We start from the raw sequence: 15,086 nt of genomic DNA on the forward strand, positions 1-15,086 counted from the left end.
TCCCCGACAGCGGTCGCGCGGGGAGGGCACGGTCAAGATCAGCGTAGCCGAGACGGGCTGGGGCTGAACGCCAGAAAGACCCGCCGTGGCGGGCCTGTTACTCTGTGGTGCGGGAGATATCCCGTGTTTTTGTGTCCGAGGACGATCTTGCTCACTATCTACACGACTCCAACTGCGAAGCCGAGATTACACAGGGCCATCTTCGAGGCAGGCCAACGAGCGGACCGAATAACTCCGAATGGGCACCCCTTGCCGCATTCGTTGAGCAGACAGAACTCAATCTGCGCGCACTACAGCACGCCAGCGAACACGCCCTGCTCGGGCGACAGCGTTGAACCGAATAGCACAAACCAAAACATCGCGATGTTGACCCTTCACGAGATCTCACCCCGAGAGCATATACCCCTTGAAATATTCACTATAGATGGGGATCAAGGCCCAGAAGGGCCGAGACCAGAAGCGACATATCAGATATTTCTAGTTTCCGAACACCTGCAGCAACAGCAATTGCTATTTCCCCACGAGTAAGCGCGCCAGCGGTCATTCTGTTCAGTATCGATATGGCCTGAGCTGTCGACCTATCGACGGCAGCTCCGCGTTGAATGACTTCCAAAACCGCAGCAAGATCCTCCTCCTCAAAGTAAATCGAGTCACGAACCATCTGCGCAATTAATAAACGGTGCTGTTCTTTGTTGCCGTACCGCATCGCGGCGCTATACAGCAACTTTCGGTCAATAGTGTCATACTTTGACTGTGGCACATCTAAGAGAACGTCAAATAAGCTCCCTGCGTTCGATACCAACATATGGTCATCGATCCACACATTGCTGTCCCCGCAGATACGCCAGTAAGGAAGCAGTGCATATAGATGCTCACGAACTTCATGAGCAGTCTGCACAAACGCAGACCTGCGAAGAGCCCGGCCAACAGCAGTGTCACTTGGCACCGAGACATCCAGACTGGCAGCCCCTAACGTACCGTCGGGTCGAGCATCGGCAGGCCAAGGCAGTGACTCGTACACACGCACAATTGAGCCGTCTTCGACCCGAACCATGAGAGCCGTAGGATCCGAGGACAAGTCCCATGCAACCCGGAGAGCTTGCCATAAGCGTTGGCGATCTTCAGTATCAAGTTGACTCTGCCACAGCAGCGCCTGAGATCGCCACCGCGAGACAACAGGGTCGCCAACAAGGTCCTTTGCATCTACCGATCCTCCCGAGGCCAAGACCGCGAAACATGCAAGGTTTGCCGAGTAAGTCGCGTGTCGCGCGGCGAGCGGCTTACGGCGAGGCTCATAAGCACCCAAAGACCATGTCGGATGCGAATATCCGGAATCAACAAATAATTCAACAGAAAGATTGAAGATTTGCTGCCTAAGATCCGAATCAAGTCGATCTATGAACCCTCGACAAAACTCCCAAAGTGGCGCGCGTCGCGCAACTGTAATAAAGGATGTTAAAGAATACAGGTAACCAGCATCTAGCGTCATACCAATTCGTTGACGCGTAAATTCCCGGTCGCCAACAAGATCTTTTAAGGCGTTTACAATTTGACGAGCAGCTAGAAACTCACCAAAGGTGGCATGGAGGAACTCGAAGCTTCTTTCTGGATTACCTGTACCACGACTAGCTTGCGACTCGTGAATAAAGAAGAAGCGACCCACGAGCAATTGGCCGACCGTAAGCGCTTGCCGCATCGCGGATGCATGCCCTAACCCCCTATCGCCCGGCGTCAGTAAATGAATTATATCCGCTTCCAAATCAGCTTCAGCTATTACGTCGCCGCCACGATTCAGCATCGCTAAGGCAACTGCGGACAGTCGTCGCCATTCGGATCCGATTTCTAGATTGCGCAATTCGGGCGTTAATCCATCATGGTGCTTGTCCACCTCACGAGAGACGAAGTCAGCAAACAGGCGCTCATAAAGGTCGACCCTCCCGATACGTCCAGACGATTTCTGAAGACCATTGGCGCCAGCATCGTACAATGCAAGCAATAGTAGGAGTAATGGCTGGCGTGCTAACTCTTCATATTGAAGCACTGTTTGAGATGAAAGCATCTTCAGGCCGCGGCGTTCGAGACTCGAACGATTTGATAAGTTCCAAACGCGTATCCATGATTCGACCTGATCATCGTCAAACGGTTTTAATCTGATAACCACGGTGCCCCACGGGAAACGCGCACGATCGGCAACGATGGTTCGACTGGTAACCAGGATAGCTACTGGCCTACCTAGTTCAGACTCCCGCAATTGAAATTCTCTAAGCTGCTCCAAGTAGTCAGCACGACTAACACCAGTCGCTTGGAGAAGCTCATCAAACCCGTCCATTATTATGACCGGCAAGGAATGCCCAGCGTGGCGGACGAGGTCTGGCCAACTGACTTCCTCCCCAAGAGACTGATACAACGTCTGCTCAATGTGCTGCTGCACAGAAGAATCAGCACGAATATTGCGCAGTTCGACTCGAACAACTAAGAAATTGCTATCAGGCAAGTCTGCGGCGAGCACCTGGGTGAGTACGGATTTTCCCGATCCGGGCTGCCCGAGGATAACCAGAGGCTGCTCGACTGCCATTTTAGTTGTAAGGTAGCCAATCAAGAACCGCGGCACGTCTACTACGGTAGGCCGATCACGCCACCACGCCTCAGTGGCGGGCAGGTCCGCAGGGCCCGCAATTGCAACAAGGCCGTCCGGACTTACATAAGAGTCCTCCAATGTTGGCAAGATGGCTTGTGGCGCAGTTTCGGATGACTGCAAAACGGCACGCTTTACCTTTTGCCGATGCCTGACGGTAAGCCCATTTCTCACGCTATCCAAAGTGGAGTTCTCTAAAAGAACTAAACTGTCCAGATCTGCACGCAGAGACACAAATCCGCGACGAATTGTTTCACGCGCAACTTGAGCTTCAATCATGCCGGACCAGACACGAAATTCAGGAACTTCGATCATGAGCTGACGGTATAGTTCCTGATATCGCTCGATCGCAAGCGTTGGAACTCGCTGTCGTATGACAAATGCCGCGTCACCGAGAGACTTATCTGCGAACGCACTTAAACCCATCAGGAAGGCATGCACGCGACTAGAGATTTTTTGAAAGTAATCCTGAAGTTCGTCAAGCACGTGCTCAAAAGGAAGGTGAGGCGCGGGCATTGGGGGAGGATCGTCAACCAATGACGCGACCATGTCCGCATATCGCTGTGCGACAGGCTGATCGATTGTCAGCGCAACCTGCTCCTCCGCAGTTATCTCCGCCTGATCCAGGTTGAACGTCGGCATTTCTTGCATAAGCTCTTCTAAAGCATCATAGAATGACAATACTACGATCACTGAATGTGCCGCCGTAAGCCGCTGAGTCCGATCAAACCGACTCAGACCGCTTGTTTTTTCCTTGAGCCTGCCAACAATTGATCTACTCCATCCGACAATCTCGTCCCGGAGCGCAAAGAGGTCAACGCTTCCAGCAGTCGCAACAGTCATAACTGCTGAAGCTACTCCACCGATTCTATTTATCCAAGTGACCGTAGGACCGTCGCCGCCAAGCAACCTGACCGCATCAGAAAAACTCAGACTTTTAGGCATTCGGATATCTCCGATCACGTTTTTAGCCGTTTTGCAAGGTTGCTGAATACTTCTTCGGTCACATAGACTACATCCTTCGCACTACTCAAGATTTGCCCTTGATTGCGACCAGGCATTGGCTTGTGCTAGAACTCAACCTCCCGCGACGTTCGAAATAACCACTACGGATGCCCACCCTGTTACATGAAGTGCTCCAAGTGTTGAGTGCCATCGATGAAATTAGACCGTACCTTCACACCTTTCATGAACACCGTCGCTAGCTGCGGGCCATCCGTTGTCGCGCCTCAACGCTCAGCCGGTTACCACCGCAGCGCACTCTCTGGTTATTCTGACGTCGCTTACGAAGGTTCGTGAGTTACAGACTGATGATATCGATTCGACGACGACGCGGACGCTCGTCCAGCAGGGGTTCGCAGAAGGCCGGCAGCTCAGTTCTGCGGTTCCCCATGTCACCGCTGCGGAAACCGCAGCTAAGTGGTAGGCCGCTTGCTGGATGTTCCAGAAGGCCAGGGCTGCGGTGCGGCGGGCTTCGCTGGTCCAGGCACAAGTACCGCCATGATACGGGGCGCCGATCCGCGCATCGAGTCGGCTCTGCCGGGGAGCCGATGCGATCATCGCACCTGGAGCGGAGGTCACCATGGAGCGGTTCGTCGAGTCGACACCAGTACGGTGTCGATCTGTCGGACCTTCTCACGGGCGCGACGGCTGTTCAATGACGGTCGACACAAGTAGGGGCGATGGCGCGGTGTCCATGGCGCGGTTGCGGCGTCCACCTACGGCGATCATGGTGTTGTTGGCCGCAGTCGTCGGGTTCCTCAGGCATCATCACGGACGCAGCGGTAAATATTGCGGCGCGAAGCCGCGGCCATGGCCGGGTCGATGGGATGGGTGCGTACACACTTGTCGACCGCCATCTGCCTGAGCGGGTAAGGGCCGAGGACACGCGGCACTGGAACGCGTCTCGCCGGCCGACCTCCGGAGACACGCTTCGGAATAACGTCCGCGCGGAGGCAGCATACTGTAGGCTACTTGTCCCAATCATCCAAGCCGACTCCCAAGGACAATCAGCTCAGCATGAGGTGATCGCCAAAGCTGGAGTGCGACAGCGACGGCGCACAACCTCGCAGCGGACTGGTTACACCGGTTCGTGATTTCTGGGACCCGTGCCGAGCACACAATCACTCGGCGTCATCACTAGTGGACGAGTTAAGGGGTTCGACGGCAGCTGGGCCAGGATGAGCGACAGTATTGATCGTGGGATTTTCGTAAGTGAAATCCAATTGATCGTATTCGCGCCGATAGTCACTCGGAAGCTCGTTGTCACCGATGATTATCTGAAGTCGGTCTTGGGCTGCGTCGACCTGAGTCACTATGCGACGGTAGAGAGCGGCCGCCAGGTCATCGCTGTTGTTGAGCGACGTACGAGGACTATCAATCAGGAGAAATGCTGGGTAGGCAGTGTCTCGGCGCCGTAGCGCGACCGACACCAACGTCAGCCAGTACGCCAATTGCGTCGCAGTGCGGACGCCGCCAGCAGGGCTGAACTTCGTATAGATCTCACCGTTAAGCATAGGCAAGTAGCTCGTGCGGTTAATCGTTGCACGCTCAACGCTTGGAACCCCGATGGCAGTCATCGTTTCCGCGAATTCAGCATCCAGCTCGTCAAGTATCTCTGTCTTACGTTCTGCCAACTGCCGCTCGGCCAGTTCTAGTGCTGTACGTAGTCGTTGTACTTCATTCCTGAGCTGGTCGGCGGCTAGTCTCAAGTCGTCCGCGCGGTCCCACTGGAAGAGCACACGCTCAAGAGCCTCCTGCTGACTACGGGCTTCAGCTAGTTTTTGGGATGCATCGCTGTAAGCCTGCAACTGGGGCGTGATTCGGTCTCGAGTTCGCTCATCAAGCTTTGCGCTGAGCTGGTCAACGAGCGCATGGCGGTGCTCCGCTGCGCGCTGCGCCTCGACGAGCTGCTCCGCGTTACCTGTAAGTTGGTCTTCCAGTTCAGCCAGTTGATCGTTTAGCTGGCGCTGCTCATAGCTTTCCTCTGCATTCGCAGTCCGGCCTGTGGGGACTGGGTCCGGCTGCAGGCAAAGTCGACAGTGACCAGCGGCCACGTCCCTATGTTGCACGTCTTGCATACAGCGAGGACAGACCATGAACTCAAAGTCAGCAAGACGTTCACCGGCGTCATGTAATCGTCGTAGACGGTCAAGATCTTGCGTTATCCTCCGTCGCTCCGCGCCGTAGTCGACTTGTTGTTGCGCAAGAACAATTGCAGTCTGGCGTGCCGTCGCTAGGCTACGCTCGGCCTCACCAAGCAGGTCGCGGAGAGTTTGGGTTTCGCGGTCGACAACTGGATCAACGGCTTGCCGGAGTGCGTCAAGCTCGGCTCCGGCCACGGCCTCTGCCTCGGCAGCCCTTGCGTGTGCAGCGACCGCTTCATCCCGGCTTGCCGTGTTGCTGTCGCGCAAGAACTGGAGCACTACCTCGTGGTCACGGTCTGCCGTGTCCAGCTCACCGTTGCGCACTGCAAGATCGGAACGAGTCTGAAGAATATCAGAGTCCGTCAGCCCAAACAGTAACTCAAAGACAGTCTTCCTCTTTGGCTCTCGGTAAGGAGATTGACTAGAGGCAATGTCTCGATTTATCTCTGCTTGGCGGACGTACATGAATGTGAAAATATCCGCAAAAGTGATACGATTTCCAGCTTTGATAGTATTTGCGGTTCGCGCCGCGGCTCGCATCTCGGTGGGCAGTCCAAGTGCGCCGAGCAGCAACGTATTCAGAGATGGTTCGCGATCCTTGACGAAATGATCCGGCAGGCGATCGCGGGTGATTCGGTCAACCACACGAATAGTGTTCTTCTTTGTTGGATCGAGGCTGCGCGTGAGCGTGAAGCGTTCATCGCGCAAGGTAAGCTGGACCGTGACATCCCGAACGTTTTTGACGGCGACGGGGGCCAGTTCGCCGTTGCCACCAATTCCGTACTTAATCAACTCGAAGAGCGTGCTCTTGCCTACACCGACCGGCCCGGCAAGCACTGTGAGAGCCGAAGGGAACTGGTATGTCACCGTCCCCTCGGTGGTATCCAAGGATACAGCGTCGAGCCGGAATCTTGTTGTCATCGAATGACCTGCCGTTGGGGACGGTCCATCACTTCTGGCAGGTGACGGTAGATGAGGTCTTTCAATGCAGCGCCGGTGAGGCCACCGGTTGCCTGCGCGACGGCATGGCACCGGTCGTCGATCTGCTTCCATGGCTCGGTTCGAGCCACGCTCTGGGCGAGCTTGCGACCGGCTGGCGTAGGCGCCAGGGCGACGCTGCCTTGTCGACCTGCGATATAACGAAGTAGGCCACGTCCGACCAGAGCACCGATGACCGGGTAGTACCGATCGTCCCACGGTCCGTACTTGTATCGAGTCATCGGTGCCTCGACATCGGTTGCGTCGACGTCCTCCGGGATGTGCAAACGCTCGTCCTCGGCATTCAGGTTGTCCAGGACACGCGGTGCGAGCGCTGGGTAGCGTATGAGGAAATCCAGCTTCGCGAGCTTGGTGAGACCGTCGAGTTTGCGGGCGTGTCCTTGGCTTCCGGCCACGGCTGCTACCAAGAGGAGAACTCGCATCTGGTGATATGCGAGATCGTCTCGCAGTGCTTCGAGGACCCCGGTGGTGGTGCTCGGTGACGTCATGGCTTCGCCGCCCGCTCGGCGCGTAGACGCGTGATCTCGGCTTTTACGTCGAATCGGGGGCTGAACCAGACCTCACATCTAGCGGCTAGATCACAGACGCCGCCGAGCGCGAGCTCGTTATCCAGGTCATCGAGCGAGCCTGCTTCATGTAGGCGGTCAAGTCGGCTGGTCAGCGCTATCCAGAAAGGCGAGCCCCAAGTCCCGGTGGCCGTTCTAACGTCCGCGGTAGCCTCGTCGGCAACCCGCAGGAATATGCGTTCCATCGCGTAACGTTCCGCGGTGCTGCCCGGCACGCTATCGCCTCGCTCTCGCCAATAGCGTTTGAAATCCGAGCGCAACCGTTCAGCCCGGGAAATGCTCGTATCGGCGCACCCGCCCCTGGCCATCTTTATGCTGAGCTTGCTCAGCTGTGCGGGCACCGCGAGCGGCATGTACCCCAATGGGTTGGCCAGGGCGGTTCGTATGGCAATAGCGATATCGTGTACATCAATCGTGCGCGGTAGCAGGGCCCGCCCCACTTCGAATACGGACGTCCCGTCACCCGAGTTTGAGGACGTCGCAAGCACGAGCGGAAGTGCGCCGTCCGGCACCGGCCCGTGTGCGCGCATACGCACCCGGAAGAGTTGTAGCACCGCTTCCCAGACCGCCGAGGCCGGCACATCCCGCCGACCCAGCTTGCCCAGAACAGGCAGCATATACATGCTCGGTGCCGCGTGGTCAGTCACCTCGCGGTGCGGCCGGCGGTCATCTATGAACAGCGCGGCAAGGAACGAACAGACTTTCTGACCATGGGCGTCACTGACGACGCACGTCTTCGCGGTGGCTTCGGCTGGCGCCTTCCACTCCTTCGGCAAACCATCACGATGTAGAAGCAGTTCCTTTGCGAAGCCCGTCGCGACTTCGTTCACCATCGTTACCGTCGGCGCATCTAGTTCGGACCCTTTAGCTTGGTCCCGCAGCAACACGGTGACCTTGGCGAGCTTGCGCGGGTCTCCCGGGGCCAGCGCTGCGCAGGTCACAAGCCGAACGGTCGGCTTCTCATCAAGCGCGAGCCAGCGGCCGAACAGATGGGCCAAGCCACCCTTGTCGACAAGCTGCTTGACTGTCGTCCACGCTCCTGATGATGGCTCGCGGTGCTTCGCAGACACGAGCTCTGCATCCGGGGCGTTCAGGACTGTCCAGTCCTCGTGGTGCTCGCAGATGATGCGACCGTCCGCATCCGGCGGCAGATGACCGTCGGCGTCGAGAGCATCAGCGAACAACCGCAAACCATCGGCAGTCGCCATGGCCGCCTGCCAGTCATACAGATCGGCTGTTCGCGCCCCAGCGTCATCGCCCGCGGGTACGGACACAACAACCCCTGCAGCCGTGTCCATCTTCCTCCCCGCTATGACAAGTGACCAGGGCAAGCCAACAGTCATATCGTCGTCGCCGCAAGATCTGCAACAGCCTCTCACCTGGTTCGAGTAACGATCTCAGCAACGAACGCCTTCTAGTGTTCGTTGCGCATCTCCGCATCGGGCGGTGTGTTGATCACTGGCATGTGTATTCACCCTGCTCGCCGCGGTCATCGCGGGCGTTGACGCTAGCGGTCACGATTCGGTCTAAACAAGTCTCATCGTTGCAGCTCAGGAGCACTGCGCATACCTGATCAAGAGCTGGACAGCCCACCTCGTGAAAGCCGCAGGCTAGTCCCCTAGCCGAGCGAGACTTACCCGCTGACGGCCGACGCTTCATAGGCGCCGTAGGCTCACCAGGACTCGTCGTGGTCGTCAGAACTCGTCGGCTCGACGCCAAGTTGCCGTCGAGCGACGACGGGCTGGAAACAGGTGCCCTCAGGATCCACGAACCGAGTCCCGACAGAGGCGTTCTTTCACCTGCGTCGGAAGCACGCGGTGTTTCCACAGCAGCTGGGCGACTTCAGCATGCAAGACGTCGCCCGACACCCCGCTGGCCACACCACGCAGCTCTTTCCACGCCCGCACCGTGTCGTGCGCGACGTCCAGCACGGACTTCGGTGTGGCGAGGTAGACGTGAGGTTCCGCGATTGGCACAGCGTCAGGGTCCACGACACTCCGGGGCGACACTATGATCGAGACGCTGCCCTCGGGCGGCACTTCGACGTCACGATCGGCGGCAAGCGACTTGAGCTGGGTGTTGCTCTGGCGCACGTAGTCCATGCTTAGCATGCCCGTGGACTTCTGTTCGCTCTTGGCCTCGATGGTCATCCAGAGTGGACTCCACACCCACGCGGCGTCGGCGCGGCCTTTGCCTGGCGGCTTGAACGACTCCGCGCCAAGGAGCTCCCCCAGCCGCACCAGCCCTTGCTCGTACTTGGAAGCCTCTTTTTGATTGAGGTCCGCGAGCATGGTCGAAGTCTCGCGCTCGAACTTCGTGAGCGAGCTCAGTCGACCCTTGAGGAGCGCGATGGCGCCTTCCACTCCCTCCTCGTCGACTGGATCGGAATCGTAGGTCGCCTCGGGGAGCGGTTGGACTTCTTTGAGCCACGTGGTTCCGACGGCGGCGACGTGAGCCTTCCTCAGCAGTTCGGAACTGCGCAGTGCGGCGGGTGAGGCATCGTTGGTCGAGGCGAGTGCGGACCAGGCGCTGCCGAGGTAGGCCCACAGAGCGCGGTACGGTCGCAGGCTGGGCGCCGTCAGATTCTCGAAGACGTCGACGGCCATCCGGGCCGCCGACTCCCAGTCTTGTTGCCAAGCATAGGTCCACGCTCGGACCTCGCGTGCGGTACTCCCTGCCAACTCGGCCACGTTCGGCTGCGGGACGCGGGTGGCTTCGCGGCGCAGCTTCGCCAGCTCAGGCTCAGCGTCTTCCTGCCAGATCTCGTCTTGGGCCAGTGCGCTCTCGGCGAGGTAGAGCAGGTTATCGGCCGGTTCCTGGCTCTGTTCGAAGCCGAAATCGATCTCGGCCTGCAGCTCGACCGGCAGTGACTTTGCAACCTCGTCACGCGACAAGAACCGCAGGATGTCCTCGCCGGTCACCACGACGACGGCCCAGTCCTTCGGGCCTCGGGTACATCGGCCAGCGCCCTGGAGGACGCGGGTGCGGATCCGTTCGTGGAGCACGGCGGAGGCGCGCAGCTTGGTCTCCAAGAACCGGTCCTGAAGATGGGAGGCTGTCGGCAGGCCAGCCATCAGCATCATCCGGCAGGCGTTGTCGGCCAGGTCCATGCCGTCGTAGCGATTGGGCGCGAGCAGGGTGCCAGTGTCCGCCTCGAGGAACGGTTGGATTCCGGTATCGGCGTCTTTCGCGGTGAACTGCTCGTTGGCGGGCACACGCAGCGCCTTGGCTATCTTGGCGGCCGAGTCGTCGTCGGGCGTTAGCACGAGTCGCTTCGCGGCCAAGTCGAGGAGATCACCGACCAATCCCGCCGCCGGCACCTGCTCGTCGACAGCGCCGGCGTCATCTTGGTCCTCTGTGTCGTCGGCGGCTATCGACGGATCGGTCGGTGAAGCGGCGAGCTCGGGGAAGACGAAGAAGCGCCGCCCGCTGCCGGTCCTGTCCCATGCCGTAGGCACGGGGACCCGTTTGATGCCGGTTCGGCCGAAGGCACGTTCCAGCTCTCCGGCATCACCGAGGGTTGCCGATAGGTAGATCCGCTGTGTCGGATCGGTGAAGGGGCCGTGCTCGAATGTCGGAGGGATCATCGGACGGATGTAGAACTCGCTTCGCGACACGTAGAACAGGCACGAGGAGAGGTTGGCACGCAGCATCCTGAACCGGTAGGAGGCGTCCTTCTCCTTCTTGACGTCAGCGTCAAACCCTGCCAAGACACGATCGATGTCCTTGGCGTGGCGCGCAACCGCGCCAACGGGGATCAGCCGTACCTCCGAGGCATCTGCCGCCGGCCCGGCGGGTGCGATCATCCGTGCGACGAAGGACGGCTCGACGGATTCGCCAAGTGCGTCGAAGAGCTGGTCGTACTGGGCCATGCCGCGGTTGACGCTCAGCGCCCACGCCTCGGCGACGAAGCCCTCTGCGGCATGTGCGTCGTCAAACACCAGGGTCTGGGCGTCGGCCAGGTGCGACTTTATGTTGAAGATGGCGCTGTAGGTCGTGACGGCGATGGCGTCGCCCCGGGTATATCGGGCGAGTTCGGCCTGGTCCCAGTCCCAGTGCGTACCGATCAGCAGTACGGCCGGGATACCTTGATCGTTCGCTTTCATCAGCACCTGGCGTGCGAGCTGCTTGGTCGGGCAGGCGTAGACAACTCGCTGCCTGAGCGTCCGGCGCCTCCACTCCGAGATGAGCAGACCGACGAGAGTCTTCCCGGACCCGGTTGGGAGCTCCAGCGCGACATCCGGCGTCTCTCGGTGGTCGCTGGCGTACGTCCGAAGTTGGTCAGCTTGGTGCGACCAGAGAGCGCCGACGCCGCCCGGTGTCCGGGGCAACTCTCCGAACAGCGCTTCCGGATCAGCCGCGCCCGCTGCCTGCTCGGTGCGACGCTTGAAGCGTGGCCGAGGCCGACCTGCGTTGTCATGCGTCGTCACAGCTGCAGACTCCTTCGCCCGTGGGACCGTAAAGCTTACGGTGTCGGCTGTGCACTCGATCGAGCTATCTGCGCTTCAGCAACGCGGAGAACGGCACAAGCTGGTTCTTCAGGTGAACCTGCTCGCGGCGCCCGCAGGTCTCTGAACTCGGGTCGTAGACCCGCCACAAGTTCTGGCTTGACCGATTCAAGGGCCTCGGGTCAATGAGATGCGGATGGCCAACGGACGGTGAGCACGGTCGAGGTTGACAGCGCCTCCCACGAGTGATCAATGCCCGGCTGCCACATCACGTAGTCGCCCTGATCACTCAGCGTCTCACTTCCACCGGTGAGGTCCACCCGGAACTTGCCAGCGATCAGGATTACGAGCGTGGTGCGCTGGTCGTCCCTCGTCCACCTCGTGCGTCGGTCTCCAGCCGGGTGCTGGGCCCACTTAACCTCTACGTCGCTGGTAGCACGGACACCCTGCGAGGGGTCGATGAAGTGGCCCACCAGCCACCCCCGAGTGTCGGTCGAGTCGTCGTTGGCATTGCCAGCTGTCCAGCTGCCGATCGCGGGTTTGTCGCCCATTCGGTTACCTCCCGGCTTCAGTACTTCAGCACCCATCACGTAGCTGCCGATCGGCTGATCTGATCGAAGCCGATGTCTGAGTCCGGTGTTACCGGCCCAGGTCCGGCCCTCGGCGTTCCACAACCTAGGGTTGGAAACACCCTCCCAGGTCGCTATCGCCGCGTGAGACCGACCGTCACACGCCGTCCCTAAGCCTGTCACGCCGTCTCGATTGGCGTGACGGGTCGAAAGGCCAGTCGACCTGCGGAAACCACACTTGTGACGGCCAGGGCGGCGCCTGCGCCGCTCGTCACGACTGATCATTTAAGGCTCTGCGGGCTGGCATTCGAGACGCCGCCCGCGCCCGTCACAGCTCGCCGTCGCCCCGAGGGCGGCGCGTGGTCGGGAGGAGTTTGACAGCGGCGAACGTGACCCGGCTCAGCGCGCCGACGTGCTCGGCGAACCTATCCCCGCCGAGAGGCGCCATGCGGAGCTTCTTACGGCCCCCTTGGGTGCGGACCTCTAGGTATCCCGCCGCCCGCAGGCACTCGACATGCGTCGTGAAGGATCGTTCACCGAGCTGTAGAGCGCTCCGAACGGCGATGTCGTCGCTCCACTCGCCGTCGGCAAGTAGGCACGCGATGAACAGCCGGACTGGCATGAGCAGTAGCGGGTCGAGCTCCTGCTGAAACGTCGGTAGAACGGGCCGTACGGGCGGCGTCACGATTCGACCGCTGGGAGTTCGCTGGTGGGGCGCGGTGAGCGCTGGAGGCAGATCAAGCACGGCATGCCGAGCGGGCGTTCGAGCAGCTCCAGCTCGCCGGGGCCGAACGTGGCGTCGCAGTACGCGGTCAGGTGCTCCGGCATGGCGGCGTCAGCTGGCAGGGGGAACAGGTGGACCACGCGGCGGGTCTCGCCCACCGTGCCGGGTAGCGGGCGCGCGATGATCAGCCTGATCGTCATCGCTCGCTCCGCCGCTCGTGGCGTCCGGCGAGGACGGGCGCGATCGGGGCGCTACCCACCCCCTCCGGAGTCTGAGACGCGCGAGCGCTAGAAGTGCCGGCGCTGTGCGAGTGGGCCTGTTCCGGCACGTTGACCTGCGGGACGTGCTGGAAGAGGCGACGCCAGCGGGACGGCTTGCGGTGCCGCGGTGAGTGAAGGCGCCGTTCGACAGTCGGAAGCGTGGTCCGAGCTACCAGGAACGCGCGGCAGCGGACACACGGCCGGCCGGGCGCGACGAGCATCGACGTCGGCAGCACGACGTGCCCGCACAGTCCCTCGTACTGGCCCAACGCCTCGCGTCGACCTCTAGAGAACTCCTCGTCGGTCACTGCGTGGTCGCGGTCGTCGACCTCGCTCCGGTGCCAACTCACGTACAGTCCGGCAGCCCTCCCCTGCCGTATTACGTCGCTCACGAGTCCCTCCGCTACCTACCGGCTGACCAGCCACTACAAGCTGTAAGATCTGAAATCAGCCTGACTGGTGCGCTCATATTGGCGCCAGGTCACGCGGACGACTTAGCGAGGACATATCGCTGGCGGCACGTCAGGAGGAGCGGAGATGGCAGCGGAGGCCGGGACCGGCGAGCTGCCGCGCACCGTTTTGGAACTGAAGCTCCGAGAGCGAAGTCAGACGCTCGCCGAGTTCGTCGAGGATGCCGAGCGCTTCGCGCGCACGTTCGGCGAGCCCGGCACGCTCAGCGTGCGGCACCTGCAGCGTCTGATCTCGGGACGCAAGCCGGACGGCTCTCCAGTCGGGCGTCCCCGGCCAGCCACCGCCCGCCTGCTCGAACGGATGCTCGGCCTCCCAATCGACGACCTCCTGTCGTCACCTGACGTCGTCCGCGGGCCGGTCGAGGCTGCCGAAGACGAGTTGCGGCAGCGGCTCAGCGCTGCCCGCCGCGTGAACACCGACGTCCTGGCCTTGCTTGACGACCAGCTGGCCGCAGTGCGCCGCCTCGACCGGCAGCTGGGTGCCTCGACGGCGCACGAAGAGGTGGCCACCAAGGTCCGGCAGATCACGCGCCTGCGCTCGCACAGCCTGACTCCGAGGATTCGGAGCCAGCTCGGAGCTCTACTCGCCGAATTCGGCACGCTCGCCGGCTGGCAGCAGCTCGACATGGGGTTCGTCGGCGACTCCTGGCAGTTCTACGAACGAGCCAAAGCGGCCGCCCGCGAGTCCGGCGACGCGGCGTTCGAGGTGCACACAGCCGCTGGACAGGCATTCGTGTTGCTCGACGTCGGCGAGACGGCATCGGCCGTCGAGCTATTGGGCGCCACCGAGCGACGGGCTCAGCGCATCGCCGGCCGCCTACTCAGGTCATGGCTCGCTGCTGCGCACGGCGAAGCCCTCGCAGCGGACGGGCAGCGCTCGGCGAGCATGCGTGCCTTCGACCGCGCTGCGGGGTTGCTGCCAACCGATGTGTCCGCGGTGGACGGTCCTTACGTCGTGCTCGATCCTGTCCATCTGGCGCGCTGGCGCGGGCACGCGCTCGCTCGGATCGGCGAGCCGGACGCCGTTGACGTGCTCTCCACCGCGTTGAGCCGTCTCGATCCGACGTTCACGCGCGCGGAGACGGCGTTGCGGGTAGACCTGGCGGCGGCGTTCTTTGCGGTGGGCGAGCGCGTCGAGGGACGCGCGCACGCCCAGCGTGCTCGGGCGCTGGCGGTCGAAATCGGTTCTGTCCGGCAGCAGCGTCGGATCGCTCGACTTGTCGGGCCGACGAACTGAAGGGCGGTACGGGCGGGAATCGGTAGCCCGTA

Annotated in this window: 9 protein-coding genes; 1 reads left to right on the forward strand and 8 read right to left on the reverse strand. The window is 60.9% G+C overall.

Annotation, left to right across the window (positions count from 1 at the left end):
- Window positions 1-418: 418 nt before the first annotated feature.
- The 8 genes from QRY02_RS19980 to QRY02_RS20015 all read right to left on the reverse strand — a co-directional run bounded on the left by QRY02_RS19980 (window position 419) and on the right by QRY02_RS20015 (window position 13,287).
- Window positions 419-3,580, reverse strand: coding sequence for an NACHT domain-containing protein (locus tag QRY02_RS19980; protein ID WP_502874220.1), 3,162 nt, complete (start codon window positions 3,578-3,580; stop codon window positions 419-421).
- 1,178 nt (window positions 3,581-4,758) lie between these two features.
- Window positions 4,759-6,669, reverse strand: a complete 1,911-nt coding sequence (locus QRY02_RS19985) for a hypothetical protein (RefSeq protein ID WP_285993044.1) — start codon at window positions 6,667-6,669, stop codon at window positions 4,759-4,761.
- A gap of 29 nt (window positions 6,670-6,698) precedes the next feature.
- The gene (locus tag QRY02_RS19990; RefSeq protein WP_285993045.1) at window positions 6,699-7,268 is read right to left on the reverse strand and encodes a hypothetical protein; all 570 of its coding nucleotides are present in this window, start codon (window positions 7,266-7,268) and stop codon (window positions 6,699-6,701) included.
- On the reverse strand, window positions 7,265-8,644 hold the full coding sequence (locus QRY02_RS19995) for a hypothetical protein (RefSeq protein ID WP_285993046.1): 1,380 nt from the start codon (window positions 8,642-8,644) through the stop codon (window positions 7,265-7,267). The genes QRY02_RS19990 and QRY02_RS19995 overlap by 4 nt, the downstream gene beginning before the upstream one ends.
- 459 nt (window positions 8,645-9,103) lie before the next feature.
- Complete coding sequence (locus QRY02_RS20000) at window positions 9,104-11,776, reverse strand: DEAD/DEAH box helicase (protein ID WP_285993047.1); 2,673 nt, start codon at window positions 11,774-11,776, stop codon at window positions 9,104-9,106.
- 200 nt (window positions 11,777-11,976) lie between these two features.
- The gene (locus tag QRY02_RS20005) at window positions 11,977-12,345 is read right to left on the reverse strand and encodes a signal peptidase I (RefSeq protein ID WP_285993048.1); all 369 of its coding nucleotides are present in this window, start codon (window positions 12,343-12,345) and stop codon (window positions 11,977-11,979) included.
- A 346-nt stretch (window positions 12,346-12,691) separates the two neighbouring features.
- Window positions 12,692-13,048, reverse strand: a complete 357-nt coding sequence (locus tag QRY02_RS20010; protein WP_285993049.1) for a helix-turn-helix domain-containing protein — start codon at window positions 13,046-13,048, stop codon at window positions 12,692-12,694.
- Window positions 13,045-13,287 (reverse strand): hypothetical protein, encoded by a 243-nt coding sequence (locus tag QRY02_RS20015; RefSeq protein ID WP_285993050.1) that lies wholly within the window; start codon window positions 13,285-13,287, stop codon window positions 13,045-13,047. Before QRY02_RS20015 ends, QRY02_RS20010 begins: the two co-directional genes overlap by 4 nt.
- Before the next feature lie 597 nt (window positions 13,288-13,884).
- On the opposite strand from QRY02_RS20015, the gene QRY02_RS20020 reads away from it, so the two are divergent.
- On the forward strand, window positions 13,885-15,054 hold the full coding sequence (locus QRY02_RS20020; protein ID WP_285993051.1) for an NsdA family TPR-like regulatory protein: 1,170 nt from the start codon (window positions 13,885-13,887) through the stop codon (window positions 15,052-15,054).
- The last annotated feature ends 32 nt before the right edge of the window (window positions 15,055-15,086 follow it).

Source organism: Amycolatopsis sp. DG1A-15b (genome assembly GCF_030285645.1).
In the GTDB taxonomy this organism is placed as follows: Bacteria; Actinomycetota; Actinomycetes; order Mycobacteriales; family Pseudonocardiaceae; genus Amycolatopsis.